Consider the following 25,333-nt stretch of genomic DNA (forward strand, 5'->3'; position numbering starts at 1 on the left):
TTCGAAAGCTCAACGCCGCTTCCGTCCGCCTTAACCCGGACCTTGACGTTGTAGTCAACAACGCGCTTCACGGGGACCAAGACTTTCATCGGCGCTATCCTCACAGATCCTTCACCAGCCGCAGCGCGTCATAGATCGCCGCGTGGGTATTGCGGGCCGCCACCGCGTCGCCGATGCGGAAGAGCTGGAATGCACCTTCCGGATTGTCGTCGCGGGTCTGCGGGCGGTTGTCGATCATCGCGTCGTAATCCACCGCGCCGCAATTGCGCGACAGCGGCTTGAGCTCGAAATAGAGGTCGTCCAGCGGCCGGGTGCCGTGATTGACGACGATCTGGTCGACCACCCGCTCCTTGCGGACCCCGCCATAATCCGAGCCGATGACCGCGCGGATCTGGTTGCCGGCGCGCTCGGCCGCTTCCAGCCGGAAAGTGACGGTAAAGGTGACGTCGTGCTTCTGCAGCGCGCGCATATAGGGGGTGAGGTTCATGCCCATGACCTCGGGCGCGAAGGCGCGGTCGGGCGTCATGATCTCCACCTTGCCGCCGGCCTCGGCGATCACCTCGGCGGCCTGCAGCCCGGCATTGTCGCCGGCATCGTCGAAGACGAGGACGTTGCGGCCTGGCTTCACGTCGCCGGTCAGGATGTCCCAGGCGGAGACGACGAGGTCGTTTCCGGCGGAAAGCACCTCGGTGTGCGGCAGGCCGCCGGTGGCGATGATCACCACATCCGGATTTTCGGCCAGCACCGTGTCGGCCTCGGCCCAGTTGTTGAAATGGAAGGTCACGCCTCCTGCCTCGCACTGGGCGAGCCGCCAGTCGATGATGCTGATCATCTCCCGCCGGCGCGGATTCTGCGCGGTGAGACGCACCTGGCCGCCGGCGTGAGGGGCCGCCTCGAACACCACGACCTCATGGCCGCGCACGGCGGCAACGCGCGCCGCCTCAAGACCGCCCGGCCCGGCGCCGACCACCACCACCTTGCGGCGGACGCCGGCGGGCGGGATCTCATGCGAGATATGATGTTCGCGCCCCGAGGCGCCGTTGTGGATGCAGTGCGCGGCGCCGCCCTGATAGATCCGGTCGAGGCAGTAATTGGCGCCGACGCAGGGGCGGATGTCGTCCTCGCGCTTTGCCAGGATCTTGCGCACGATGTGCGGGTCGGTGAGGTGGGCGCGCGTCATGCCGATCATGTCCACCTTGCCGGCGGCGATGGCGTGGCGCGCGGTCGCGACATCGGGCACGCGGGCGGCGTGGAAGGTGGGCCAGCGGGTCTCGGCGCGGATCTCGCCGGCAAAGTCGAGATGCGGCGCGCTCGGCATGCCCTGGATCGGGATCACCTCGGTCAGCGCCGCGTCGGTATCGATATGGCCGCGGATGATGTTGAGGAAGTCGACCATGCCGCTCGCCTTGAGGCGGCGGGAAACCTCCATTCCCTCCTCCTTGCCTGTCCCGTTCACCATGTCGGTCTCGTCGGCGGTGTAGCGCACGCCGACGATGAAATCCGGCCCGACCCGGTCGCGGATCGCCTTCAGCACGTCGAAGGTGAAGCGCAGCCGGTTGTCCAGCGAACCGCCATAGGGGCCGTCGAGATCATTGGTCGAGGGCGACCAGAACTGCTGGACCAGATGGCCGTAGGCCTCGATCTCGATACCGTCGAGATTGGCGGCCTTCATCCGTTCGGCGGCGTCCGCGAAGTCCTTGATGACCCGCTCGATGTCCCAGTCCTCGATGCGCTTGGGGAATGCGCGATGGGCGGGCTCGCGGGCATGGGAGGGGGCAATGACCGGAAGCCAGTCGCCCTTGTCCCAGCGGGTGCGACGGCCGAGATGGGTGATCTGGATCATCACCGCGGCGCCGTGCTCGTGACACTCATCGGCGAGATCGCGCATCCACGGCACCACCTCGTCCTTGTAGACCAGCACATTGCCGAAAGCAGGGGGGCTGTCCTTCGACACCGAGGCGGAGCCCGCCGTCATGGTCAGCGCGATGCCGCCCTTGGCCCGCTCCACATGATAGGCCCGATAGAGCTTCTTCGGCAGGCCGTCCTCGGCATAGGCCGGCTCGTGCGAGGAGATCATGATGCGGTTGCGCAGCGTCAGATGCTTGAGCTGATAGGGCTGCAGCAGAGGATCGCTGGACGGGGACGACCCGGCATGGGGCATGGAGAGGAGCGTGGTCATGGGGACCCTGGCGGCCTTCGCAAAGGAGGTAGCTGAGAGGAGTTTAAAATTCTGTACACACCTGTCAATAGTGCAAACATGAGCGTACATTTTAATTCCGGTGGTGCGCAGCGGAGGACATCATGGCGACGGGGATCGGACGCATCGGCATCATCGGCGGCAGCGGCTGGCTGGGGGCCGCCTTCGCCCAGGCTTTCCTCGAAAAGGGCCTCGTCGCGCCCGAGGCGCTGACCCTGTCGAACCGCACGGGCAGCGGCCCGATCGCGGGCGTGACTTGGACCAGCGACAACCAGGCTCTGGTCGAACGCTCGGACATCGTGATCCTCTCCGTCCGACCCGAGCAGTTCCTCGATCTCTCAATGGCCGCAGGCGACCGGGTGCTGCTCTCCTTCATGGCGGGGGTGACGATCGAGACCCTGAGGGCCCGCACCGGCGCGCGCCGCATCGTCCGCACCATGCCCAATGCGGCAGCGACGATCGGCGCCTGCTTCACGCCCTGGTTTGCGACGCCCGAGGTCGGACCGGACGACAAGGCGCGGGTGCAGGCCTTGCTGGAGGCCTGCGGCAGCGCCGGCGAACTCGGCAGCGAGGACGAGATCGACTATGTGAGCGGCTTCACCGGGGCCGGGCCCGCTCTGCCCGCTTTGCTGGCGCGGGCGATGATCCAGCACGCGACCGCACGCGGCTTGCCGCCGGCGCTCGCCCGGCAGGCGGCGCTCAGCGTGGTGACCGGCGCAGCGCAATTGCTGGCGGAAAAGGATGCCGATCCGTCCGCAATCATGGACGCGCTGATCGGCTATCGCGGCATCACCGCCGCGCTCCTCGAAACCGCGATGGCCGGCGGCTTCGAGTCTCTCATCGGAACCGCGCTGGCGGCCGGCGAGGCGCGCGCCCGCGAGATGAGCGCGCGCTCGGCCGGATCAGGCGGGAACGGCGATGCCTGAGCGGGCCGCGATCTTTTCCAGCGCCGCGCGATCGACGACGATGCCCTTTTCGGCAGCGGCGGTTTCGGCGCGGAACTTGGACGGTCCGGGCACATGGACACCGAGCCCGGCGAGTCGCTCCAGATGCGCCCCGATCCGGCCGGCGAGGCCCTCACTCCCGCCGCGCGGCGCAATGGCGAGCACGAACAGGCCGACGCCGGGCGACTCGCTGCCCGACAGGAAGTCGGGCGCGTCGAGCGACCAGTTCGCGCCGGAGAGCCCGGCGGCGAGGATCTCCACCATCAGCGCGATATTGGCGCCGCGCGCGCCGCCGAAGGGCAGCAGGTGGCCTTCGAGCGCGGCAGCCGGGTCCTGCGTCGGCGCGCCGGTCTTGTCGACCGCCCAGCCGGCGGGAATGTTCTCCCCGCGCGCCGCCGCGCCGCGGATGTTGACGAAGGCGCTGGCGCTCGACGCCTGGTCGATCAACAGCGCCGGACCGTTCGGCCCCGGCGCGGCGAAGGCCATCGGGTTGGTGCAGTAGACCGGCACCGGCACGCCTTCCGGCCCCAGCAGCGGCGGGCCGTTGGTGGCGGCGAAGGCGATGAGCCCGCGCTCGGCGAGCCGCAGCGCATAATCGCCGAGCTCGCCGGTGGTGTAGCTGCCCTTCAGCGCCAGCGTGGCCGCGCCGCAGGCTTTCGCCCGCGCCGCGAGATCGTCCACCGCGAGATCGAAGCCGTGCTGGGCAAGGCCGCCCTGCACGTCGACCGCAAGCGCGCCCGGCGCTGTCGCCTCGATCACCGGCTCGGCCGCACCGCGGATGCGGCCGGCGACGAGGGCGTCGATATAGTCATTGAGATGGCCGAAGCCGCAATTGACGTTGCCGCGCATCTCGGCGGCCACCGTCGCCCGGGCGAGCGAGGCCGCCATGCCCGGACGGGCGCCGCAGGCCTCGAGCGCGGCGGTCGCGAAGGCCTGCGCCACTTCCGGCGCCAGGGTGATGCCCGGACGGCTGTCGGTACGTGCCATAGTCACAACTCCAGCGCCACGCGGCGTCCGTCATAGATCGCATAGGGCGCCTGGCGCGGAGCGGCCCCGTCGCCGATCTCGGTGACGGACATTCCGTTCGCGCGCAAGGCCCTGGCGAGATCGTCCACCGCGACATTGGTCGTGGCCGTCACCAGCGTGTCGGCGTCGATCCGGCTGCGGGAACCGTCGAGATGGGAGATGACGGTGGCCCCATCGCCGTGCCATTCGAGAATGCTGCTCTCAACCACGAAGCGCACGCCGAGCGTCGCCAGCGTCTTGCGCAGGGGGCCGTCGGCCGCCGGATGCTGCAGGTTGCGGCCGATCATCGGGTCCGGGGTCACGAGCGTGACCTCATGGCCATCCTCGGCCAGCTTCCACGCCGTGCCGCAGCCGCGCCAGCCGCCACTCTCGTCGAGCAGCAGCACGCGCTTGCCGGGGCGGGCCTGCCGCGCCATTACCGCCTCGATGGAAAAAGCATTGCCCTTCTCCCAGCCCGGCATGGTGTCGATGTCCGGGAAGGCCTTCTGGAAGCCGGTGTCGGGCGGCAGGGAGCCGGTGGCGAGGATGACCGCGTCGGCCTCCACCGCCATCACGTCGTCCGGCTCCATATAAGTGTTGAGCCGCACCTCGACCTGGAGCTTCTCGAGCTGGCGCTCGTACCAGGCGATGAGATCGAGGATCTGGGCGCGGCGCGGTTGCAGGCCGGCGAGGCGGAAATTGCCGCCCAGCCGCTCGGACGCCTCGGCGAGGATGACCCTGTGGCCGCGCTCGGCCGCCGCCCGCGCCGCTTCCAGCCCGGCCGGGCCGCCGCCGACCACCAGAACCCGTCGCGGCCGCGCGGCCGGGGTGAACCGATCGCCGCCCCATTCGAATTCGCGCCCGGCCGACGGATTGATGACGCAGCTGATCCAGTAGTCGCGCGAGCGGCGGCCCCAGCACATCTGGTTGCAGGAGAGGCAACCGCGAATATCCTCCGGCCGGCCTTCCGCCGCCTTGTTCACGAGGTGCGGATCGGCGATCTGGCCGCGAACGATCGAGACAAGATCGGCCGCGCCCTCGCCGAGCACGGTCTCGGCATTGTCCGGCGTGCGGATATGGCTCTCCGCGGTGACGAGCGCGTTCTTCACCACGCCCTTGAGCTGGGCCGCGAGATCGGCGCCCAGCTTCTCGGGATACTGGAAGGTCGGGATGATCTTGTAGAAGTCGAAATAGCTGCCGCTGCCGCAGGTGACGTAGTCCATCAGCTTTTCGTCGTCGAGCCGGCGGATGATCTCGGCGAGATCACGCTTCTGCAGGGCGACCGAGACGTCCGGCTCGTCATTGATGGCGAGGCCGACGATGAAGTCCTCGCCGCAGATCGCCCGCACCCGTGTCAGCACCTCGCGCGAGAAGCGCATGCGGTTCTCCAGCGAACCGCCCCATCTGTCGTCGCGCCGGTTGGACCACGGGGTCCAGAACTGGTCGAGCAGGCCGTGATAGGCCGCCCACACCTCGACCCCGTCGAAGCCGGCCTCCTTGCAGCGCCGGGCCGCCTGCACGAAGCCGTCGATCGTTTCCTCGATCTCGGCTTCACTCATGGCATGGGAGCCGTCGGTGTCGTGATAGCTCGGCATGCCGGAGGGCGACCAGTGCGCATGGAAGGACAGGTCGGAATCGCCGTGGCTGCCGACATGATAGAGCTGCTGGATCGCCACCGCGCCGTGCCGCTTGATCGCCGCCGCCACCTTGGCGAAATGCGGGACCACGCTGTCGTCGGAATGGCGGAAATTGCCGCGGGTCAGGATGGTCGCGCCATGGACCGGCATCGGCTCGACGACGATCATCGCCGCACCGCCGCGCGCCCGCTCCTCGTAATAGCCGATGTGCCGCGGGCCGGGCAGGCCGTCCTCGGCCATGTTGGCGGTGTGGGCACCGAACACCACGCGGTTGCGCAGCGTGTGGCCGCGCAAGGTGACGGGCGAAAGCATCTTGGGAAAACGCGGCGCCATGGGAATCGATCCTCGGGGGTGCGTCGTTGGGCGGTATGGGGCAATCTCGCGTGCGGGCGAACGCGTCGACAGAGGGACGAAACCCTTCGCCGGCAGGGCACCGTGCTCGGTACCGAAGCCGCCCGACGGACTCAGACAGTAGTGTCGAGTTTTTCAACTGTCACGTACATTTTGGCTTGTTCCAAACTGGACGCTGGTCTAGCGTTACCGGACCGCCTCCCAGGAGATGAGGCTGCCGGCCACGTCCGCCTTGGGTTGCCAGGGTCCACATTGCTGGATGAGCGGACGGCACGCGCATGCGAGGGGAAGGGCACCGTCGATGCAGGATCGCCTCAATCTGCCGCTCCAGCGGCCTCGAACCCGGACAAGCTCATGAGCCAGCGTGCGTCCTCGTCCACCGACCCGCGGTTCGCTCCGCTGCCCCCCTTGCTGACGCTGGAGGCCGTCGGCAAGACGTTCGGCAGCCATGTGGTTCTCGACGGGATCGATCTGCGCCTGGCACCCGGCGAAGTGGTCGCGATCATCGGCCCGAGCGGATCGGGCAAAAGCACGCTCCTGCGCTGCATCAACCAGCTCGAGCCGCCGACCAGCGGGCGCGTGACGCTCGGCGGCACCGTAATCGAGGCAGGCCACACGCCCGGCCGGCGCGAACTGATGAATCTGCGCCGCGCCGTGGGGATGGTGTTCCAGTCCTTTAATCTGTTTCCTCACCTGACGGTGCTGCGCAATGTGAGCATCGCCCAGGAGCGGGTGATGAAGCGCTCGCGCGCCGAAGCCGACAAGATCTCCATGCAGCTGCTCGCCCGCGTCGGCCTCGCCGACAAGGCCCAGCAATATCCCAGCCGCTGCTCGGGCGGACAGCAGCAGCGCATCGCCATCGCGCGGGCTCTGGCGCTTGAGCCGCAGATCATGCTGTTCGACGAACCGACCTCCGCGCTCGATCCCGAGCTCGGCCTCGAGGTGCTGGCGGTGATGCGCGAGCTCGCCGAGAACGGCATGACGATGATCGTGGTCACCCACGAAATGCATTTCGCCGAAGAGGTGTCGGACCGGGTCATCATCATGGCCGACGGCAAGATCGTCGAGCAGGGTGTCAGCCGCGACGTGATGCGCAATCCGCAGACCGAGCGGGCCCGGCGTTTCCTTCATGCCGTGAAGGATCGCTGACATGACCGCGGACATGTTCTGGACCCTTGCTTCCGGCGTGCCGTGGACCATAGGCCTCACCGCCGTTTCGCTCCTCATCGGCGTCCTGCTCGGCATACCGCTCTGCGCGCTCAGGATGTCGCGCATCCTTGCCCTCAACCTCGCCGCCCAGGCCGTGATCCTGACGCTGCGCGCCATTCCGCCCATCGTCTGGCTGTTCTTCATCTTCTTCGGGCTTGGCAGCAGCGTCATCGAGCTGTCGCCGTTCCAGGCCGGCGCCGTGGGGCTCGGTCTGATCACGGCGGCGAACATGGCTGAGATCTATCGCGGCGCGATGACCGCGATCCATCCCGGCCAATGGGAGGCGGCCCACGCGCTCGGCTTCACCACCTGGCACCGCTTCGCCGATGTGATCGCCCCGCAGCTCTTCCGCGTCGCCCTGCCCACCGCTGCCGGCTATGCCATCGGCCTGCTGAAGGACACCGCCATCGCCTCCACAATCGGCGTCGCCGAGGTGGCGTTCCAGGCCAGCCACGTTTCGCAGCGCAGCTTTCGCGGGCTGGACGTCTATGCCTTTGCCGGCCTGCTCTACATCCTGCTCAGCCTTCCCATCGCCTGGGCGGCGCGCTGGGCCGACCTTCATCTCAGGGCGAGGGTCGCGCGATGACCGATCTTCTCGATTTCTGGATCGAACATCTGCCGAGCCTCCTGGACGGCCTGTGGGTCAGCCTTGCGGTGACCGGTGCATCGCTCGCCTTCGGCATACCGCTCGGCCTCGTCCTCGCGCTCGCGGTACAGGGCAAGTCGAAAATCCTGCGCTCCCTCGCCATCACCGTGGTCGAGGTCGGGCGCGGCGCGCCGGCGCTGATCCTGCTGCAGTTCGTCTATTTCGGCCTGCCCAATGCCGGGCTTGCCCTGGATTCCTTCCCTTCGGCGGTGATCGCGCTCGCCTGGTGCACCGGGGCCTATACCAGCGAGATCATCCGCGCCGGACTCGAGGCGGTGCCCCACGGCCAGCGCGAGGCGGCGACCGCGATCGGGCTCACGGGCCTCGACGCCCTGCGGTTCGTGGTGCTGCCGCAGGCGCTGCGGGTGTCGGTGCCGGCGCTGCTGGGCTTCGCGATCCTGATGCTGCAGGCCTCCTCGCTGTGCTTCGCCATCGCCCTGCCGGAACTCGTCAGCCAGGCCTACCTCATCGGCTCGACGACCTTCCGCTACATGGCGATCCTCGTTCTCGCGGGACTGCTCTACGCGGCCATCTGCATTCCCGCGACCATTGCCGTCGCCGCGCTGGAGCGCCGGCTCGGCAAGCATGCCTGACGGCCGCCCCTCGCGCGCCGCGCCTTTCTGAAAACGTGCCGTCCTCAAGAAAAAACGCCGCGCCTGCCTTCCGCAAACCCAAGAGGGAAGAACGACAATGACCACGTTTCGCAGTGTTCTGGGCATGACCGCCCTGGCGCTGGCCGTCACCACCGGATCGGCCTTCGCACAGGACTGCAAGCCCGCGCACACCTTCAAGACCGTGGCGCCCGGCAAGCTGACCGTCGCCATCTATGAATATCCGCCCTTCTCGACGATCACCTCGGACGGCAAGATCGGCGGCGTCGACACCGACATCGCCCGCAAGATCGCCGAGGAGAACTGCCTCGAACTGACGCCGGCCATCGTCGATGCCGCCGCGACCGTGCAGTATGTCTTGTCCGGCAAGGCCGACCTCGCCGCCGGCGACTGGTACCGCACCGCCGAGCGCGCCAAGGTGCTGGGCCTGTCCTATCCGACCTATCTCGACCAGATGGGCGTCTATTCCAAGACCGGCTATTCCAAGGTGTCCGATCTGGTCGGCAAGAAGGTCGGCAGCGTGGCCGGCTTCCTCTGGGTCGCGGACCTGCAGAAGCTGCTGGGCTCCAACCTCAAGCTCTACCAGAACCCCGTCGCGCTGGCGCAGGACCTGCAGGCCGGTCGCATCGACATCGGCATCGACAGCTTCGGCACCGGCGTCTACGCGCAGAAGAAGGGCGGCTACCCCGGCATCCAGATCAAGGTCGCCGAGCCCGACGAGCGGGTCAGGGCCTCGATCCAGGCGGCGCAGGTCAATCTGCTGCACACCAAGGGCAATGAAGGCCTCACCCAGGCGCTGGACGATGGCATCAAGAAGATGCACGAGGACGGCACGCTCAAGGCGATTCTCTCCGCGCATGGCCTCGATCCCTCCGGTGCCGACGTCGGCGAACCCCGCGTCGTGCAGTGATCCCACACCGGGAGGGCGGTGGGGAAACCTGCCGCCCGCCGGCTTCCACGTGAGCACGGACCGGCGCCGCCGGAGCGCAATGTCTGGCCGGGAACGCGCCGTCACGGCCCGGCCCGAAGAACGGAGTGCGTGCAGTGAACGAGACGGGGTGGCGCGGTTCGCCGGATGTCTGGCTGGAGGTGGCCTATCAGAGCCTGATCGAGGGCGGCGTCGAGGCCGTGCGCATCCAGCCGCTCGCCCGAAAACTGCAGCTCTCCCGCACCAGCTTCTACTGGTTCTTCAAGGACCGGGAGGAACTGCTCGCCGCTCTGGTGGATCGTTGGCGCTCCAAGAACACCGGGAACCTCGTCGAGCGCACCCGCGCCTATGCCGAGACCATCGTCGAGGCGATGCTGAACGTCCACGATTGCTGGCTCGATTCCCGGCTGTTCGATTCGCAGTTCGAGCACGCGATCCGAAGCTGGGGCCTGCAATCGCCCGAGATCGCGGCCGAGATCGACCGGGCGGACGCCATCCGCCTCGAAGCGCTGGCGCAGATGTTCGTCCGCTTCGGCTACGACCCGCTGGTGGCCGACGTACGCTCGCGCGCCTCCTATCTGGTCCAGATCGGCTACATCTCGATGCAGGCCAATGAGGAGCTCGCCACACGCATGCGGCGGATGCCGGCCTATGTCGAGATCTTCACCGGCATCGCCCCCACCGCACGCGACTTCGAACGCTTCCATGCCCGCCACGGCTTCGTTCCCCCGGCCGACTGGGCTCAGCCGCAGGACAATGACGCATGAGCGCCAGCCCGATTCGCGACGCAGCTTTGCAGGCCTTCCTCGACGCCGCCCGCGCCGCCTATGAGCACCAGCTCCGCGACCCGGAGGGCCGACGCTCCGTGGGCGAGATCTTCGCGGCGCTGGAACAACCCGCGGCCACGCGATCGACACCGGGCGAGCGGCTTCCGGTCTGCATCCATCTCGACGCCGCCCTCGCCGCGGCGGATCCGGCCTTCGCCGGGCTGGTCGCCGGCTTCCGGGCGATCGAACCCGGCCTCGTCTGGCGCCGGCGGGCGGGCAACGCGACGGCGAGCGCGAATTTTCCCGACGGCCATGCCAATGCGATGATCGTTGGCCCCGGCGGGCTGGAGGAGCGCGGCGACGTCTGGCTCGGCGTCTCACTGCTGGGCCCGCAGGTGCGCTATCCCGACCACGACCATCCGCCGGAAGAAACCTATCTGGTGCTCTCGGAAGGCACGTTCCGGCAGGACAAGGCCGGCGTCGAGGGCGACTGGTTCACCCCCGGCATGGGCGGCACCTTCTACAACGTGCCCGGCATCCGCCACGCCATGCGCGCAGGCGCCGCACCGCTCTTCGCGCTCTGGGCGCTGAAGCCGGCGGCCTGACCCCACCGGCACGGAAAGGCGCGAAACCCTTCGGTCCCGCGCCTTCCCGCATTCAAAGCAAGCCTTCCGGCCCGTTCACACGTCGAAGGTGACGCCCTGTGCCAGCGGCAGGGTGCGGCCATAGTTCAGCGTGTTGGTGGCGCGGCGCATATAGCCCTTCCAGGCATCCGAGCCGGATTCGCGCCCGCCGCCGGTTTCCTTCTCGCCGCCGAAGGCGCCGCCGATCTCGGCGCCCGAGGGTCCGATATTGACGTTGGCGATGCCGCAATCCGAGCCGCGCGCGGAGAGGAACAGCTCGGCCTCGCGCAGGTCGTTGGTGAAGATGGAGGAGGACAGGCCCTGCGGCACGCCGTTGTGCAGGGCGAGCGCCTCCTCGAATTCCGAATACTTCATCACATAGAGGATCGGGGCGAAGGTCTCCTGCTCGACCGGGCCTTCCTGCCGGCCGATCTCGACCAGAGCGGGCCGCACATAGAAGGCCTCGTCCGCCGCCGCGACCCGCTCGCCGCCGGTCACGCTGGCGCCGAGCGCGCGGGCGGCGTCCAGCGCGCCCTGCATCTTCTCATAGGCGCCGGCATCGATCAGCGGGCCCACCAGAACGCCGTTCTCCAGCGGGTTGCCGACCTTCACAGAGCCATAGGCGCTCTTCAGGCGCGGCAGCAGCGCGTCATAGACGCTTTCGTGCACGAACAGGCGGCGCAGCGTGGTGCAGCGCTGGCCGGCGGTGCCGATGGCGGCGAAGGCGACGCCGCGCAGGGTCAGGTCGAGATCGGCACTCGGGCAGACGATCGCGGCGTTGTTGCCGCCCAGCTCGAGGATGGAGCGGGCGAAGCGGGCGGCGAGCTTCGGCCCGACCTGCCGGCCCATCGCGGTGGAACCCGTCGCCGAAACCAGCGGCACCTTCGGATGATCGACCAGCACCTCGCCGATGGCGCGGTCGCCGGTGAGAACGGCGGAGAGGCCCTTCGGCACGGCGTTGCCGTCGGCAGCGAAGCGGGCCAGCGCCTTCGCGAAGATCGCCTCGGTGGCGAGCGCGGTCAGCAGGGTCTTCTCGGAGGGCTTCCACACGATGGCGTTGCCGCAGACGAGGGCGAGCGCCGCGTTCCACGACCACACCGCGACCGGGAAGTTGAAGGCCGAAATGATGCCGACCACGCCGAGCGGATGCCACGTCTCCATCATGCGGTGATCGGGACGCTCGGTGGCGATGGTGAGGCCGTAGAGCTGGCGGGACAGACCGACCGCGAAGTCGCAGATGTCGATCATCTCCTGCACTTCGCCGAGGCCTTCCGAGGTCACCTTGCCGACCTCGATCGAGACGAGGCGGCCGAGCTCGGCCTTGTGCGCGCGCAGTTCCTCGCCGAACAGGCGCACCAGTTCGCCGCGCTTGGGCGCCGGCACGCTGCGCCAGGCGAGGAAGGCGTCATGCGCCGCCTCGATGGCAGTGGTGGCGGCGGCGGCATCGACCGGCGCGACATGGGTGAGCACCTCGCCCGTCACCGGCGAGCGGGCGGGAAGGCCGCTTTCCGCGAAGCGCCCAGCCGGCACCCCGAGCTTGGCAAGGATGTCACGGGCCTCCGCGCGCAGGGAGGGGACGTTGATCGGGGAGGCGTCGGACATGGTCTTCCTTTCAGGCGTGCGCGGCATGCGCGGGAGAAGAAGCAGCGGCCGGAGAGGCCGGCCGGATCGAGATCGCGGAGTCGAGCGCCGCAAGCAGGGCCTGCGCCGGATGGCGCAGCTCCAGCCCGGCAAGGCGCCCGGCCTGGCAGCGGCAGGAAAAGCCGGTGGCAAGCGCCGTGCCGGGCGCGAGCGAGGCCAGCTGTCCGGCCCAGCTCATGTCGAACAGCCGGCGCGACATTTCAAGATGCTCGCGCTGATGGCCGAACAGCCCGGCCATGCCGCAGCAGCCGGTGGCGACGCCTTCCAGCGGCAGGCCGAAATGGGCGAACACCGCCCGCCACTGCCCGGGACTGCGCGGAACGGCGGTGCGTTCGGTGCAATGAGAAAACAGGGCGAAGGCTTGTCCGGCCGCGGCGACGGCGGCCGGGGCGATGCGCCCGGCCTCGATCTCGCGCAGCAGGAAGGCCTCCAGCGCCATCACCCCTTCGCCCTCCGCCGGCGGCGGGGCGATCTCGCGATAGTCCTGCGCCGGCATGAGCGCCACCACCGGCTCGATCGCCACCACCGCGACGCCGCTGGCCATCAGCCGGCGATACTCGGCCAGCGTGGCACGGGCGAGCGCCTCGAAGCGCGGCAGGTCGCCGACCATATGGGCGGCCTTGCCATTGGCCGGCGGCGCAGCGCGATGTACCTCATAGCCGAGGGAGGCCAGCAACCGGTCCGCCGCTTCCACGACACGGCCGTCGAAGCTGGAGGTGAAGCTGTCTTCGAGCAGGATCACCGCCCGCTGCCGGAGCGGCTCCGGCAGGGCGCCCAGCCGGACGAGGCCGGCGGGCGTGAGGCGGCGCCCGGCCTGTGGCGGCCGGAAGGCGGGCAGGTCGACGAGGCCGAGCGCGCGGTCGAGGCGAAACGCGCTGGCGAGGCGGCACGCCAGATTGGCGAGGCGCGGCAGCCGGCGGCCGGCCGCGAACAGGCTCTCCGCCCGCGCAATGATCTGCTCGCGCAGGGGCCGGCGGCGGGTGGCGTAGTAGCGGGCGAGAAAGCGCGCCTTCATGACGGGAATGTCCACCTTGATCGGGCACTGGCTGGTGCAGGCCTTGCACGACAGGCAGGTGTCGAGCGAAGCCTTCAGCGCATGCTCGATGGCGGGCAGCCCCTCGGCCGGCGAGCCCTTTTCCTGCGCCGAGGCGAGCCGCCCCCATTCGCGCAGCAGCGCGGCGCGGCCCTTGGGCGACTGGGTGCGATCCCGGCTCGCCTTGTAGGACGGGCACATCGGGTCGGCGGCATCCCAGTTGAAGCAGGCGCTGTTGCCGTTGCAGGACACCGCCTTCGCCACCTCGCCGGCGAAGGGCGCGGCGATGGCCCCGTCGCTCTCGCCCCGTAGCGGCACGGCGTCGATGCGGTCCACCGGCGGCGCACCCTCGGGCCGCGCAAGCTTGCCGGGATTGAGGATGTTGGCGGGGTCGAAGACGCCCTTCAGCGCACAGAGTTCGGCATAGAGGGCGGTGCCGAAGAAGAGGGGAGAGAATTCGCCCCGGAAGCCCCGGCCGTGCTCGCCCCAGATCAGCCCGCCATAGCGCCGGGTGAGCGCGGCGACGCCGTCGCTGATGGGGCGGATGAGCGCCGCGTCGCGCGGATCGCGCAGGTCGAGCGCGGGGCGCACATGCAGGCAGCCGACATCGGCATGGCCGAACATGCCATAGGCGACGCCGTGGGAGTCCAGCAGGGCGCGGAAATCGGCGACATAGGCCGGCAGCGCCTCGGGCGGCACCGCGGTGTCCTCGACGAAGGGCGTGCCCTGCTTGGTCGGGGAGAGCCGGCCGAGCAGGCCCACCGCCTTCTCGCGCAGCGACCACACCTCGGCGATCGTCGCGGGGTCGCGCAGCACCCGCCAGTCGATGACGGCGGCGGTATCCGCCTCGAGCAGGCCGGTCAGCGCGGCAAGGCCCGCCTCGACCTCGGCCGCGCTGTCGCCGACGAACTCGACCACGTTCAGCCCGCCCACCGGCACCGGCGCGGGGCCGCCCAGCACCGGTTCCAGCGCGGTCCAGACCGGATCCTGCCGGGCGAGGCCGAGAATGGTGTCGTCGAGGATCTCGATGGCGGACGGATCGGCGGCGATCAGCCGGCGCACATCGGCCAGCGCCGCCGGGAAGCTCGCATAGCGCACCGGCACCACCGCGCTGAACGCCGGGCGCCGCACCAGCCGCAGCGTGATGCCGGTCGTCACCGCCAGCGTGCCTTCCGACCCCGCCAGCAGGCTGGACAGGCGAAACAGCCCGTCCGGCCCGATGACGCCCTTGAGGTTGTAGCCGGTGAGTCCGCGATTCATCCGCGGAAACACCGCGTCGATCTCGCCGGCGTTCTCCCGCGCCACCCGCAGCGCCTCGCGATGCACGCGGCCGACGATGTCGTCGCGCCGGGCGATCGTCTCGGCCTCGTCGAGCGCCATCGCCCGCGCGGTCCACGAGGTGCCGTCGGAAAAGACGAGGTCCAGCGCCTCGATATAGTCCGAGGTCCGTCCATAGCGCCGCGAGCCCTTGCCCGAGGCGTCGGTGCCGACCATGCCGCCGATGGTGGCGCGCGAGGCGGTGGAGACCATGGGCGGAAAGAACAGGCCGTGCGGCTTCAGGAAGGCGTTGAGCTGGTTCAGCACCACGCCCGGCTGGACCATGACGCGCAGACCCTCGTCATCGAGGGCGCCGATGCCGTTCATGTGCCGGGAGGTGTCGAGCACCACGCCGCGGGTCAGCGACTGGCCGTTGGTGCCGGTGCCCCCGCCACGCGGACCGAGCGGGATGGGCCCGACCGGATCATGCCGCGCGAGCCGCACCGCGAGCGCGATGTCGCCGGCATCGCGGGGAAACAGCACGGCGGCGGGACGGAGCTGGTAGATGCTGTTGTCGGTGGAGAACACGGTGCGGGTGCCGGCATCGGCGGCGATATCGCCCCGGAAGCCGGCACGGGCGAGCGTCGCGAGGAACGCGGCGACCGGGGCTTCCGCGAGCGAAGCCTGCCGCGCGTCCTCATGCTCCCGCCCCGCCATCGCCCCGCCCCCGCCGCTCAGGCCGCGGCGGCGCGCAGCCGCGCCTCGACCGCGTCCAGCGAGGCGCGTTCGGCACGCGCATAGAGCGCCAGCTCGTCCGCCACGCTTGCCCCAAGCGCCGCCTCGAAGGCCGCGCGGTTGGAGCGTTCGGCATAGTTCTGCTGCTGGTCTGTTCCGAGATTGGACTGGAAGATGCCGGCCGCGCTCACGGGCAGGAAGTCCTCATAGATGATCGGGTCGATGCGCACGATACCCTCGGCGATCAGCGTGTCGAGCGCGGCATCCGCGCGGCCGGCGCCACGCGCACCGGCCTCCGTCAGCGAATAGCGGAAGAAGGCCAGCCCGTCCCGCCGCATGGTCTCCCAATCGTCCGGGAAGCGGGCGAACACCTCGCCCAGCTCGCGGTCATAGTCGCCGGCATTGCGCCCGCCCGCGCCGACCTGAACCTCGCTGCGCACCGAGGCCAGCAATTCGTCATAGAGACGGCGCCCCTTGGGGGTGAGCGCAACGCCGCGCTGCTCGATCTCGCCGAAGCGGGCGGTGTGGGTGCCGGTGGCCGAGCCCCCCTCGTCGTCGCGGAAGGCGATCGCCTCCTCCAGCGCCTTGAAGCTGGTCTGCCGCAGCAGGATCGGGCAGGCGCGGCGGGGCGGCCCCTCGATGATCGCCTTGGGCGAGATGCCCCGCCCCGGCATGCCGGCCTGCACCGCGTCGATGTCGAGCGTGCGCGGGGTCAGGTGGTTGATGTGCGGACCCCTGAAGCTCACCACGTCGGCGATGAGGCGGTGGGCGTCGTGCAGCTTGCGATAGGTCGCGAGGTCCACCGTGGCGTCGGAGTGCCAGCGGAACGTCTCCAGCGCCTGCGCGACGAAGTCCTGTGCCTCTCCCGTGGTGAGGCCGCCCGCCCGCTCCCATTGTTCGATCAGCTCCAGCGCGCGCGGGGTGAAGATGGCGCGGCGGGCGAGGATGGCGGCGGCCTCGGCACGCAGCGCCTCGTCCTCGATCAGCTCCAGCCGCAGCAGCGAGGTGAAAACGCGGAACGGGTTGCGGCGCAGCGCCTCGTCGTCCACCGGGCGAAAGGCGGTGGAATGCACCGGCACGCCGGCAACCGAGAGGTCGTAATAGCCGACCGGATACATGCCCATCACCGCGAAGAGGCGGCGGATGGTGAACAGTTCCTCCGCCGTGCCGAGCCGGATCGCGCCGTGACGCTCGACATCGAGCCGCTCCATCTCGTCATTGCGCTCCATCGCCGCGGCGAGAGCGGGATCGGCTTCGAGAGCGGCGGCGTTCACGTCGCGCACCAGTTCCATCAGCGTGCCATATTGCGGCACCTCGGCCCGGTACATGTCCGACATGGCGCGCGAGAACAGCGTGCGGATCTCGTCGGGATGGAGGTGGCGGTCCGGCATCGATCGGCTCCTCGGAAGCGTCGCTGGATCAGGCATCGCGCGGGGGACAGGTGCACCGCACCATTCGCCCTGCGCATGATGGGGCGGGACGCTATCAGCGAAAAGAACCGCACGCGAACGATGGCTCTTCAACAGATCATTCCTTCAGGGAATAATCTCTCTTACCGATCCGCCTCGGTCACCGCCAGCAGCCAGTCGCGGAAGGCGATGAGCGGGGGATGGGCGGTGCGGTCGCGCGGCCAGGCGAGGTAGTAGGCCTCCTCCCCGGTCATCGGCGCGTCATAGGCGGGCACGAGCCGGCCGTCCCGCAGCTCGTCCTCGATCAGGAAGGTCGGCAGCAGGGCGACGCCGAGCCCCGCCATGGCGGCCTGCGCGGCGGTGGCGAACTGGTCGAACAGCATGCCGTGCACATGGTCCGCCGGCACCCCGTTGAGCCGCATCCAGCGCTCCCACGCATCGGGCCGGGTGGTGAGGTGGAGCAGCGGCGCCTCGCGGATCACCGTCGGCTCGACAAAGCCGTATTGCGCCTTGAGCGCCGGGCTGCAAGCCGGGATCACCGTCTCGCGACGGAGCAGCGCGAGCTCGGCGCCCTGCCAGTCCGCCTTGCCGAAATGGATCGCGGCATCCGCCGTCTCCAGCCGGAAGTCGAACACGCTCAGCTTGGTGACGAGGTTGATGGTGATGCCGGGAAAACGCTGCAGGAAGTCCGGCAGGCGCGGGGCCAGCCAGCGCGTGCCGAAGGTGGGTAGTATCGCGAGGTTCAGCGTGCCGCCGAACGGGTTGGCGCGCAGGTTGAGCGAGGCGGTGCTGATCTTCTGCAGCGCCTCGCGGATCTCGCGCACATAGGCGTGGCCGCCGGCGGTGAGGCGGATGGTCTGCCGCTCGCGGTGGAACAGCTCGACGCCGAGCTGCTCCTCCAGCGCCTTGATCTGCCGGCTCACCGCGCTCTGCGTGAGGTTCAACTCGCGCGCCGCCGCGGTGATGCTCTCATTGCGCGCCGCCGCCTCGAAGGCCATGAGCAGCGGCAGGGAGGGGAGGAAACGGCGCGGCACCTGCATGCGGATCATCCGGGCGAGCCGCCCGGCGCGGTCCGGCCGGGGGCGGGGAAGCGGCACGGCACCCCCGGACCGGCGACGGCCGCCTCAGAAGCGTTCCGCCACCACATGTGCCGCCTGGGCGCCGGCCTCGTAATAGGCGGCCTTCACGTTCCTGAACAGCTGTGCCTTCGGCTCGGTCACCGGCAGCGGCAGATCCGCCTCGGCGATGTCGCCCGCAATATAGCCGGCCAGCACCTTGCCGAAAGCGGTGCCCGGCGCGATGCCGCGGCCATTATAGCCGGAGAAGCCGGCCACCTTGTCGGCGAAGCGGTGGAAACGCGGCACCGCGTCCGTGGTCATGCCGATGCGGCCGAACCAGGCATATTCGAACTCCACCGCCCCGAGCTGCGGGAACAGCCGGCGCAGCGAGCGCTTCGCCCAGCCGGCATGCACGGCATGGCCGGTGTTGCGCAGGGCCCCGACGCTGCCGAACACCAGACGGCCGGCGCGGTCCATGCGGAAGGAGGAGAGGATCTCCTTGGTGTCCCAGCAGCCTTCGCGGTTGGGCAGGATCGACTTCAGCAGATCGGGGGAGAGCGGCTTCGTCGCGAGGTTGAAATAGGGAAGGAAGATCTGCTCGTCGCGCACCACTTCCCACGGGCCGGTGGAATAGGCATCCGTCGCCACGGCGATGAAGCCGGCGCTGACCGAGCCGGAGGCGGTCGAGACCTTCCAGCCCTCGCCCTGCCGCACCGTGGCGAGGACCGGACTGTGGGTGAAGATCCGCGCCCCGGCCGAGAGGGCGGCGGAAGCGAGGCCGCGCACATAGGCGAGCGGCTGCAGCGTGCCGGCACGCGGATCGAGCAGCGATCCGGTGTAGGCGCCGGGCGCGCTTCCAACACGCCGCGCCGTCTCCTCCGCCGAGACCAGCTCGACCGGCGCGCCGCGCGCGGCCCATTGGCGGTGGCGGTCGCGAAGTTCCGTGAGCCCCTCCTCGCCGACGGCGAGATGCAGCGTGCCCTGTTTTTCAAGCTGGCAGTCGATGCCGTAGCGCTCGATCACCTCGCGCACCAGCAGCGGTGCGCCGCCGAGAAGGTCCAGCGCCCGCTCGCCATGCACCGCGCCGAGCACGCCGGGAATGTCGTCCGGCATCACCCACATGCCCCCATTGATGAGCCCGACATTGCGGCCGGCCCCACCGAAGCCGACCTCCTCGGCCTCCAGCAGCACCACGCTGATGCCGCGCTCGGCGAGGTGCAGCGCGGTCGACATGCCGGTGAAGCCGCCGCCGACCACCACCACATCGGCGGTGAGGTCACGCTCCAGCCGCCCGGTGGGAGGGGCCGCGGGAGCGGAGGCTTCCCAGAGTCCGTGCGTTCGCGGGTCGTTGCGCATGGCGGTCGTCCGAATGAGAAAGGTCCCGCGTTCCCCGCGGGCCGGTTCCCCACCAATAGACCCCGGCCTCATTCCGAAGAATAAACAATTTGGCAAAAGGTCATGCGCAACGGGAATGAGCGCTCCGCCGCCTTGCGGCTTGCCAGCCCGGGTGCCGCGGCCTCATCCTGTCGGGCCTCCCGCATGAAAGGGTCTGCCGGTTCCATGAGCCTCGAATCCGTTCGCGCCTTCCTCGCCGAGAACGCCCCCGACATCGCTATCGTCGAGCTCGACACCAGCACCGCGACCGTCGCCGAGGCGGCGGCGGGCCATGGCGTGAGCCACGGCCAGATCGCCAAGACGCTCTCGTTGAAGGTCGGGGACCAGCCCTTCCTGGTGGTCGCGCGCGGCGATGCCCGGCTCGACAACCGCAAGGCCAAGGCGGCGTTCGGCGGAAAGGCCAGCATGCTGAGCGCGGAGGAGGTGGTGGAGGTCACCGGCCACCCGGTCGGCGGCGTCTGTCCGTTCGGCCTCGCCAGCACGCTGAAGGTCTATTGCGACGTATCGCTGAAGGCGTTCGACGAGGTGGTGCCCGCCGCCGGCGCCCGGAACGCGGCGCTGCGCATCGCGCCCGAACGCATGGCCGCGATCACCGGGGCCGAATGGGTGGATGTCTGCCAGACCATCGAAGGCTGAACGGCACGCGATAGCCGGCCCGCCGCGAACCCTCGGCGCGGGACCCCGCGACGGGCGCCCGAAGGACACCGCATCGAGGGCTTCCCATGCCGAGGGCTGCCGGCGTGACCGATCCGGATTGCCCCCCGGCACCCGGACCCGGTTCGCACCGAAGCGAACCGGTTGCAGCTTCGCACCTGCCGGGCGGCTGGCAAGGCCAATTGCACGCAGGAGCTGCGGAACCGTGCGGAATGTGAGCCGAAGCCGCCGCGGTCGTCGGCTGCGCGGTATTTTCGTACTCAAGATCCTGTAATCGCTCAAAAAGGCGGGTTGCGGCCTGCCGCGCGCGGGAGCATAAGCCGTGCCAAGGATTGATGCTGCCGACGAACACCGTCCCGACGCGCCTCGACCCCGCGCCGCGACCCGCCTTTTGGAGACGAACGATGCCCGCCTATCGCTCCCGCACCACCACCCATGGCCGCAACATGGCCGGCGCCCGCGGCCTGTGGCGCGCCACAGGCATGAAGGACGGCGATTTCGGCAAGCCCATCATCGCGGTGGTGAACTCCTTCACCCAGTTCGTGCCCGGCCACGTGCACCTGAAGGACCTCGGCCAGCTGGTCGCGCGCGAGATCGAGAATGCCGGCGGCGTGGCAAAGGAATTCAACACCATCGCGGTCGATGACGGCATCGCGATGGGCCATGACGGCATGCTCTACTCGCTGCCCTCGCGCGAACTCATCGCCGACAGCGTCGAATACATGGTGAACGCGCACTGCGCCGACGCGATGGTGTGCATCTCCAACTGCGACAAGATCACCCCCGGCATGCTGATGGCTTCGCTGCGCCTCAACATCCCCTCCGTGTTCGTCTCCGGCGGCCCGATGGAGGCCGGCAAGGTGGTGATGCACGGTAAGAAGGTCGCGCTCGACCTTGTGGATGCCATGGTCGCGGCCGCCGACGACCGCGTGACCGACGAGGACGTGCAGGTGATCGAGCGCTCGGCCTGCCCGACCTGCGGCTCCTGCTCGGGCATGTTCACCGCCAATTCGATGAACTGCCTCACCGAGGCGCTGGGCCTCTCGCTGCCGGGCAACGGCTCGACGCTCGCCACCCATTCCGACCGCAAGCGCCTCTTCGTCGAGGCCGGCCACCTCATCGTCGACCTCGCCCGCCGCTATTACGAGCAGGACGACGCCTCGGTGCTGCCGCGCTCGGTCGCCTCCCGCCCGGCCTTCGAGAACGCGATGGCGCTCGACATCGCCATGGGCGGCTCCACCAACACGGTTCTGCACATCCTGGCCGCCGCCAATGAGGGCGGGATCGACTTCAACCTCGACGACATCGACCAGCTCTCGCGCCGTGTGCCGTGCCTCTCCAAGGTCGCGCCCGCCAAGAACGACGTCCACATGGAGGACGTGCACCGCGCCGGCGGCATCATGTCGATCCTCGGCGAGCTGGACCGTGGCGGCCTCATCAACCGCGACTGCCCGACCGTGCACGCGCCCACGCTGGGCGAGGCCATCGACCGCTGGGACATCACCCGCACCTCCAGCGAGAGCGTGCGCGACTTCTTCAAGGCCGCGCCGGGTGGGGTGCCCACCCAGGTCGCCTTCAGCCAGTCCTCCCGCTGGGACGAGCTCGACACCGACCGCGCGAACGGCGTGATCCGCTCGGTCGAGCATCCCTTCTCGAAGGATGGCGGCCTCGCCGTGCTGAAGGGCAACCTCGCGGTGGACGGCTGCATCGTGAAGACCGCCGGCGTCGACGAGAGCATCCTGACCTTCACCGGCCCGGCCAAGGTGTTCGAAAGCCAGGACGCGGCGGTGAAGGGCATCCTCGGCAATCAGGTGAAGGCCGGCGAGGTCGTCATCGTGCGCTATGAGGGCCCGAAGGGCGGCCCCGGCATGCAGGAGATGCTCTACCCGACCAGCTATCTGAAGTCGAAAGGCCTCGGCAAGCTGTGCGCGCTGGTCACCGACGGGCGCTTCTCGGGCGGCTCCTCGGGCCTGTCCATCGGCCATGTCTCTCCGGAAGCCGCCAATGGCGGCACCATCGGGCTGGTGCGCGACGGCGATCCCATCGAGATCGACATCCCGAACCGAATCATCCGCCTCGCCGTGCCGGAAGAGGAGATCGCCGCCCGCCGCGCCGCGCAGGACAAGGCCGGGTGGAAGCCCGCCGAGCCCCGCGCCCGCAATGTGACGACCGCCCTGAAGGCCTATGCCGCCTTCGCCACCTCCGCCGACAAGGGCGCCGTTCGCAAGCTGCCGGAATGAGATGGACGTGAGATGGAGAGGACGGGGAGCGCATCCGCCTCCTCGCCCTCCGCCTCCTCGCCCTCCGCCTCCTCGCCCTCCGCCTCCTCGCCATCCGCCTCCCTAGCCGGCGCTCGCGCCGCACCCGATGCCCGGCACGCATTCCTTCCCCGCCAACCCGTCCATAACAGCGGAAAGCCGGGACCGCGACCGACCGGGAACACCTCTTCGCCGACCGGGAACACCTCCTCGCCGGCCAGGCGCCGGATGGCTGCGGGGCGGCCGGCGCAGCCCGTTCTCATTCTCCCGCTCGCCGCACCCGGCTCTCCGCTGCGCTACGGCCGGGGCGACGGCCCTGTGGGAGCGGCACCTCCGGCGAACCCTTCCTTCCTCGCGGAACCGGGTGGCATTGCCGCCGCGCGGGCCTATGGTGATCCCACCGCGCCAGAGCCATCCATCGTTTCACGGAATCGATGGATGGCTCTGGCGTACCGACTGATCGCATTGTCTTCATGCGAACCGGTATCCACGTCGCTCGAAAATGCTCTATCGCACGGAGCCGCCCGATGACTCGCATTCCCGCGCTGTTCTCCCTCACCGGGCGGGTCGCGCTCGTCACCGGGGCCGGGCGCGGGCTGGGCTTCGAGATGGCGAAGGCACTGGCGCTCGCCGGGGCGAGCGTCACCATCACCGGGCGCGACGCCGGGCGGCTGCAGGCGGCGGCCGCCGCCATCGGCGAGGCCAGCGGACAAAGCGTGGCGACCGCGGCCTTCGACATCGCCGACGGCGAGGCCGGGCGCGAGGCGATCGCCGATCTCGTGACCCGTCAGGGGCGGCTCGACATCCTCGTCAACAATGTCGGCGCCCGCGACCGTCGCCCGCTCGCCGCCTTCACCGAAAGCGAAGCCCGGGCGCTGCTGGAGGCCGACCTCGTCGGCCCCATGCTGCTGACCCGCGCCGCAGCCGACATCATGGCCGGGCAGACCCATGGGCGGATCATCTTCGTCACCTCGATCGCCGGCCATGTCGCCAATCGCGACGACCCGGTCTACACCACCGCCAAGGCGGGTCTCACCGGGCTGATGCGCGCACTGGCGGTGGACTATGCGCGGCTTGGCATCACCAGCAACGCCATCGCGCCCGGCATGTTCGCCACCGAGACCAACCGGCACCTCGTCGAGAATCTCGATTTCGCCCGCTTCGTCGATGTCCGCGTCCCGGCGGGCCGCTGGGGTCGGCCGGAGGAGATCGCGGCCGCCGCCGTGTTCCTCGCGTCCGACGAGGCCTCCTTCGTCAACGGCCATGTGCTGGTGGTCGATGGCGGGCAGACGGTGCGGATGTAGCCGCTCGAGCATGTTCGAGCGACGTGGATGCCGGTTCGCGTGAAGAAGATACGATCAGCCGATGCGTTCAAGCCTTTCATCGGTTCCGTTAAACGGTGAAGGACGCTAAAGCACCGTCGCGGCCGCCGCCGGCGAATCCGCGAGGGTGTGGGCCATGTAGTCCAGCGCGCCACGCAGCGTGGCGCGGTCCACCGGGCCACCGAGACAGATGCGCACCGCCTCCGGCGGGCGGCCGTCGGCGGCGAAGACATCGCTGCCCACCACCCCGATGGCACCCCCCTGCCCGCCCGTTGCCTGCCCGCCGCTTGCCTGCATGTGCTGGGCGAAGGCCGCGCGGCTCCAGGGCTGGGGCAGTTCCAGCCAGAGATTGAAGGCCAACGGATCGGCCCGCACGCTGCCGGGCGGGAGCTGCGCCTGCGCAAGAACCTCCGCCGCGATCTTCTGGCGCGCCGCGCTCTCCTCGCGGATGAAACGCAGCAGTGCGTCGGCGGTGCCGTCCTCGATCCAGCGGGTCGCCAGCGCCACGGTGAGCGGCGAGGCCATCACGTTGCCGGCGCGCAGCACGGCGGCGAAGGGCCAGCCGGCCCGCGCCTCCGGCGCCACCACATAGGCCGCGCGCAGCCCCGCGCCGATGCATTTGGCGAGGCCCGCGACGTGCCATGTCAGCTCCGGCGCCAGCGCGGCGAACGGCGGCGGCCCCTCCGGCGGAATGAAGCCATAGGCGTCGTCCTCGATGAGCGGCACCCCGTGGCCGCGCACCACCTCGGCAAGGGCCTCGCGGCGCGGCGCGGGAAGGGTCAGCGTGGTCGGGTTGTGAAGGGTGGGGTTGAGGTAGAGCGCCCGGGGACGCAGGGCGCGGCAGGCCTGCGCCAGAGCGTCCGGCACGATGCCCTCCTCATCCATCGGCAGGCCGACGAGATCGAGCCGCAGCCGGGCGGCCAGCGCCCGCAGGCCCGGATAGGTCAGCGCCTCGCAGAGCACGACCTCACCCGGCTTCGCCAGAAGGGTGAGGATGCCGAGCAGCGCCGCATGGGCGCCGGGCGTGACGAAGACCCGCTCAGGGGCCGGCGCCAGCCCCCGGCGGCCGAGCCACCCCAGCGCCGCCGCCTTGTCCGCCGGCGCGCCGCCGAAGCTCTGGTAGCGCAGCAGGCCGACGAGATCGCGCCCCACCTCCGCCAGCCCCTGCTGCATCCGCTGCAGCAAGACCGGATCGTCCGGCTCCGGCGGCAGGTTCATGGTGAGATCGACCATGGCGGGACCAACAGGACGCGGCGGCTCCCGCCGCTGGCGCAGCACGAAGGTGCCCTGCCCGACGCGGGATTCCACCAGCCCGCGCTTCTGCGCCTCGACATAGCCGCGCGCCACGGTGGTGAAGTCGATATCCAGCGCCTTGGCGAGCGCGCGCTGCGGCGGCAGCCGGTCGCCCGCCGCCAGCCGGCCGGCCGTCACATCCTCGGCGATCGCATCGGCGAGGGCGACATAACGCGGCCGGTCGGAGCGGGAGAGATCGGGAATCCAGTCGGCCATGGAGTCAGCACCCTGTCGTCAGCACCCGGTGGTCGGCGCTCTCTCGCCGGCAGTCCGTTCGCAGGCGGCGTGCGGCTGGAACGATGCCGGCGACTGGATTGACCGTATAATGTTGCAAGCCGGTGCTGTCATCACGACACGCCA

General features: G+C 69.6%; 19 protein-coding genes and 1 pseudogene. 10 read left to right on the top strand and 10 right to left on the bottom strand.

Translation table 11 applies throughout. The features are described from left to right. Positions 1-89, bottom strand: a pseudogene (locus tag MWN34_RS09795) (electron transfer flavoprotein subunit beta/FixA family protein); the annotation flags it as partial. An 11-nt stretch (positions 90-100) separates the two neighbouring features. Next, on the bottom strand, positions 101-2,179 hold the full coding sequence (locus MWN34_RS09800; protein WP_281502958.1) for an oxidoreductase: 2,079 nt from the start codon (positions 2,177-2,179) through the stop codon (positions 101-103). A gap of 122 nt (positions 2,180-2,301) precedes the next feature. Here MWN34_RS09800 and MWN34_RS09805 point away from each other — a divergent pair, with 122 nt between their 5' ends. Next, entirely contained in the window at positions 2,302-3,123 is an 822-nt protein-coding gene (locus MWN34_RS09805; protein WP_247028864.1) for a pyrroline-5-carboxylate reductase family protein, read from the top strand. Here the strand turns inward: MWN34_RS09805 and MWN34_RS09810 are convergent. Both MWN34_RS09810 and MWN34_RS09815 read right to left on the bottom strand, forming a co-directional pair. Beyond that, entirely contained in the window at positions 3,100-4,128 is a 1,029-nt protein-coding gene (locus MWN34_RS09810) for an Ldh family oxidoreductase (protein ID WP_247028866.1), read from the bottom strand. The genes MWN34_RS09805 and MWN34_RS09810 overlap by 24 nt on opposite strands. Before the next feature lie 2 nt (positions 4,129-4,130). Further along, entirely contained in the window at positions 4,131-6,116 is a 1,986-nt protein-coding gene (locus MWN34_RS09815) for an oxidoreductase (RefSeq protein ID WP_247028868.1), read from the bottom strand. 372 nt (positions 6,117-6,488) lie between these two features. Here MWN34_RS09815 and MWN34_RS09820 point away from each other — a divergent pair, with 372 nt between their 5' ends. The 6 genes from MWN34_RS09820 to MWN34_RS09845 all read left to right on the top strand — a co-directional run bounded on the left by MWN34_RS09820 (position 6,489) and on the right by MWN34_RS09845 (position 10,900). Further along, on the top strand, positions 6,489-7,283 hold the full coding sequence (locus MWN34_RS09820) for an amino acid ABC transporter ATP-binding protein (protein WP_281502959.1): 795 nt from the start codon (positions 6,489-6,491) through the stop codon (positions 7,281-7,283). A 1-nt stretch (position 7,284) separates the two neighbouring features. Next, the gene (locus MWN34_RS09825) at positions 7,285-7,929 is read left to right on the top strand and encodes an amino acid ABC transporter permease (protein ID WP_247028870.1); all 645 of its coding nucleotides are present in this window, start codon (positions 7,285-7,287) and stop codon (positions 7,927-7,929) included. Continuing rightward, the gene (locus tag MWN34_RS09830; protein WP_247028871.1) at positions 7,926-8,582 is read left to right on the top strand and encodes an amino acid ABC transporter permease; all 657 of its coding nucleotides are present in this window, start codon (positions 7,926-7,928) and stop codon (positions 8,580-8,582) included. Before MWN34_RS09825 ends, MWN34_RS09830 begins: the two co-directional genes overlap by 4 nt. A gap of 97 nt (positions 8,583-8,679) precedes the next feature. Further along, positions 8,680-9,510, top strand: coding sequence for a substrate-binding periplasmic protein (locus MWN34_RS09835; protein ID WP_247028872.1), 831 nt, complete (start codon positions 8,680-8,682; stop codon positions 9,508-9,510). A gap of 125 nt (positions 9,511-9,635) precedes the next feature. Continuing rightward, positions 9,636-10,295, top strand: coding sequence for a TetR/AcrR family transcriptional regulator (locus tag MWN34_RS09840; protein ID WP_247028873.1), 660 nt, complete (start codon positions 9,636-9,638; stop codon positions 10,293-10,295). Further along, a complete protein-coding gene (locus MWN34_RS09845; RefSeq protein ID WP_247028874.1) occupies positions 10,292-10,900 on the top strand; it encodes a dimethylsulfonioproprionate lyase family protein in 609 nt (202 codons plus the stop codon). Before MWN34_RS09840 ends, MWN34_RS09845 begins: the two co-directional genes overlap by 4 nt. 75 nt (positions 10,901-10,975) lie before the next feature. On the opposite strand, the gene amaB is transcribed toward MWN34_RS09845, so the two are convergent. From amaB to MWN34_RS09870, 5 genes are all read right to left on the bottom strand, one after another. Beyond that, positions 10,976-12,520: an L-piperidine-6-carboxylate dehydrogenase gene (gene amaB / locus MWN34_RS09850; protein ID WP_247028875.1), complete on the bottom strand. Its 1,545-nt coding sequence runs from the start codon at positions 12,518-12,520 to the stop codon at positions 10,976-10,978. Positions 12,521-12,530: 10 nt separating this feature from the next. Next, a complete protein-coding gene (locus MWN34_RS09855; protein WP_247028876.1) occupies positions 12,531-15,566 on the bottom strand; it encodes an FAD-binding and (Fe-S)-binding domain-containing protein in 3,036 nt (1,011 codons plus the stop codon). A 17-nt stretch (positions 15,567-15,583) separates the two neighbouring features. Continuing rightward, entirely contained in the window at positions 15,584-16,975 is a 1,392-nt protein-coding gene (gene hglS, locus MWN34_RS09860; protein ID WP_247028877.1) for a 2-oxoadipate dioxygenase/decarboxylase HglS, read from the bottom strand. Positions 16,976-17,136: 161 nt separating this feature from the next. Beyond that, positions 17,137-18,039, bottom strand: coding sequence for a LysR family transcriptional regulator (locus MWN34_RS09865; RefSeq protein ID WP_425532092.1), 903 nt, complete (start codon positions 18,037-18,039; stop codon positions 17,137-17,139). 78 nt (positions 18,040-18,117) lie between these two features. After that, a complete protein-coding gene (locus MWN34_RS09870) occupies positions 18,118-19,407 on the bottom strand; it encodes an NAD(P)/FAD-dependent oxidoreductase (RefSeq protein WP_247028879.1) in 1,290 nt (429 codons plus the stop codon). 204 nt (positions 19,408-19,611) lie between these two features. On the opposite strand from MWN34_RS09870, the gene MWN34_RS09875 reads away from it, so the two are divergent. The 3 genes from MWN34_RS09875 (at position 19,612) to MWN34_RS09885 (ending at position 23,662) form a co-directional block, all read left to right on the top strand. Then, positions 19,612-20,082: a YbaK/EbsC family protein gene (locus MWN34_RS09875; protein WP_247028880.1), complete on the top strand. Its 471-nt coding sequence runs from the start codon at positions 19,612-19,614 to the stop codon at positions 20,080-20,082. 422 nt (positions 20,083-20,504) lie between these two features. Then, positions 20,505-22,340, top strand: coding sequence for a dihydroxy-acid dehydratase (gene ilvD / locus MWN34_RS09880; RefSeq protein WP_247028882.1), 1,836 nt, complete (start codon positions 20,505-20,507; stop codon positions 22,338-22,340). Between the two features lie 545 nt (positions 22,341-22,885). Next, positions 22,886-23,662 carry an SDR family oxidoreductase gene (locus tag MWN34_RS09885; RefSeq protein WP_247028884.1) on the top strand — a complete coding sequence of 259 codons (777 nt, stop codon included), beginning with the start codon at positions 22,886-22,888 and terminating at the stop codon, positions 23,660-23,662. Between the two features lie 105 nt (positions 23,663-23,767). Here MWN34_RS09885 and MWN34_RS09890 read toward each other — a convergent pair whose 3' ends face one another. Further along, positions 23,768-25,189: an aminotransferase-like domain-containing protein gene (locus MWN34_RS09890; protein WP_247028885.1), complete on the bottom strand. Its 1,422-nt coding sequence runs from the start codon at positions 25,187-25,189 to the stop codon at positions 23,768-23,770. Positions 25,190-25,333: the final 144 nt, after the last annotated feature.

Origin of the sequence: Ancylobacter crimeensis (assembly GCF_023016805.1) — a bacterium.
GTDB classification, from domain to species: domain Bacteria; phylum Pseudomonadota; class Alphaproteobacteria; order Rhizobiales; family Xanthobacteraceae; genus Ancylobacter; species Ancylobacter crimeensis.

Excerpts from the sequence above, each read along its gene's own strand:
- MWN34_RS09810 (WP_247028866.1), bottom strand. The coding sequence starts at position 4,128 with ATGGCACGTACCGACAGCCGTCCGGGCATCACCCTGGCGCCGGAAGTG.
- MWN34_RS09890 (WP_247028885.1), bottom strand. The coding sequence starts at position 25,189 with ATGGCCGACTGGATTCCCGATCTCTCCCGCTCCGACCGGCCGCGTTAT.
- MWN34_RS09835 (WP_247028872.1), top strand. The coding sequence starts at position 8,680 with ATGACCACGTTTCGCAGTGTTCTGGGCATGACCGCCCTGGCGCTGGCC.
- MWN34_RS09800 (WP_281502958.1), bottom strand. The coding sequence starts at position 2,179 with ATGACCACGCTCCTCTCCATGCCCCATGCCGGGTCGTCCCCGTCCAGC.
- MWN34_RS09820 (WP_281502959.1), top strand. The coding sequence starts at position 6,489 with ATGAGCCAGCGTGCGTCCTCGTCCACCGACCCGCGGTTCGCTCCGCTG.
- hglS (WP_247028877.1), bottom strand. The coding sequence starts at position 16,975 with ATGCCGGACCGCCACCTCCATCCCGACGAGATCCGCACGCTGTTCTCG.
- MWN34_RS09830 (WP_247028871.1), top strand. The coding sequence starts at position 7,926 with ATGACCGATCTTCTCGATTTCTGGATCGAACATCTGCCGAGCCTCCTG.
- MWN34_RS09855 (WP_247028876.1), bottom strand. The coding sequence starts at position 15,566 with ATGGCGGGGCGGGAGCATGAGGACGCGCGGCAGGCTTCGCTCGCGGAA.
- MWN34_RS09875 (WP_247028880.1), top strand. The coding sequence starts at position 19,612 with ATGAGCCTCGAATCCGTTCGCGCCTTCCTCGCCGAGAACGCCCCCGAC.
- MWN34_RS09870 (WP_247028879.1), bottom strand. The coding sequence starts at position 19,407 with ATGCGCAACGACCCGCGAACGCACGGACTCTGGGAAGCCTCCGCTCCC.
- amaB (WP_247028875.1), bottom strand. The coding sequence starts at position 12,520 with ATGTCCGACGCCTCCCCGATCAACGTCCCCTCCCTGCGCGCGGAGGCC.
- MWN34_RS09805 (WP_247028864.1), top strand. The coding sequence starts at position 2,302 with ATGGCGACGGGGATCGGACGCATCGGCATCATCGGCGGCAGCGGCTGG.
- MWN34_RS09845 (WP_247028874.1), top strand. The coding sequence starts at position 10,292 with ATGAGCGCCAGCCCGATTCGCGACGCAGCTTTGCAGGCCTTCCTCGAC.
- MWN34_RS09885 (WP_247028884.1), top strand. The coding sequence starts at position 22,886 with ATGACTCGCATTCCCGCGCTGTTCTCCCTCACCGGGCGGGTCGCGCTC.
- ilvD (WP_247028882.1), top strand. The coding sequence starts at position 20,505 with ATGCCCGCCTATCGCTCCCGCACCACCACCCATGGCCGCAACATGGCC.
- MWN34_RS09825 (WP_247028870.1), top strand. The coding sequence starts at position 7,285 with ATGACCGCGGACATGTTCTGGACCCTTGCTTCCGGCGTGCCGTGGACC.
- MWN34_RS09815 (WP_247028868.1), bottom strand. The coding sequence starts at position 6,116 with ATGGCGCCGCGTTTTCCCAAGATGCTTTCGCCCGTCACCTTGCGCGGC.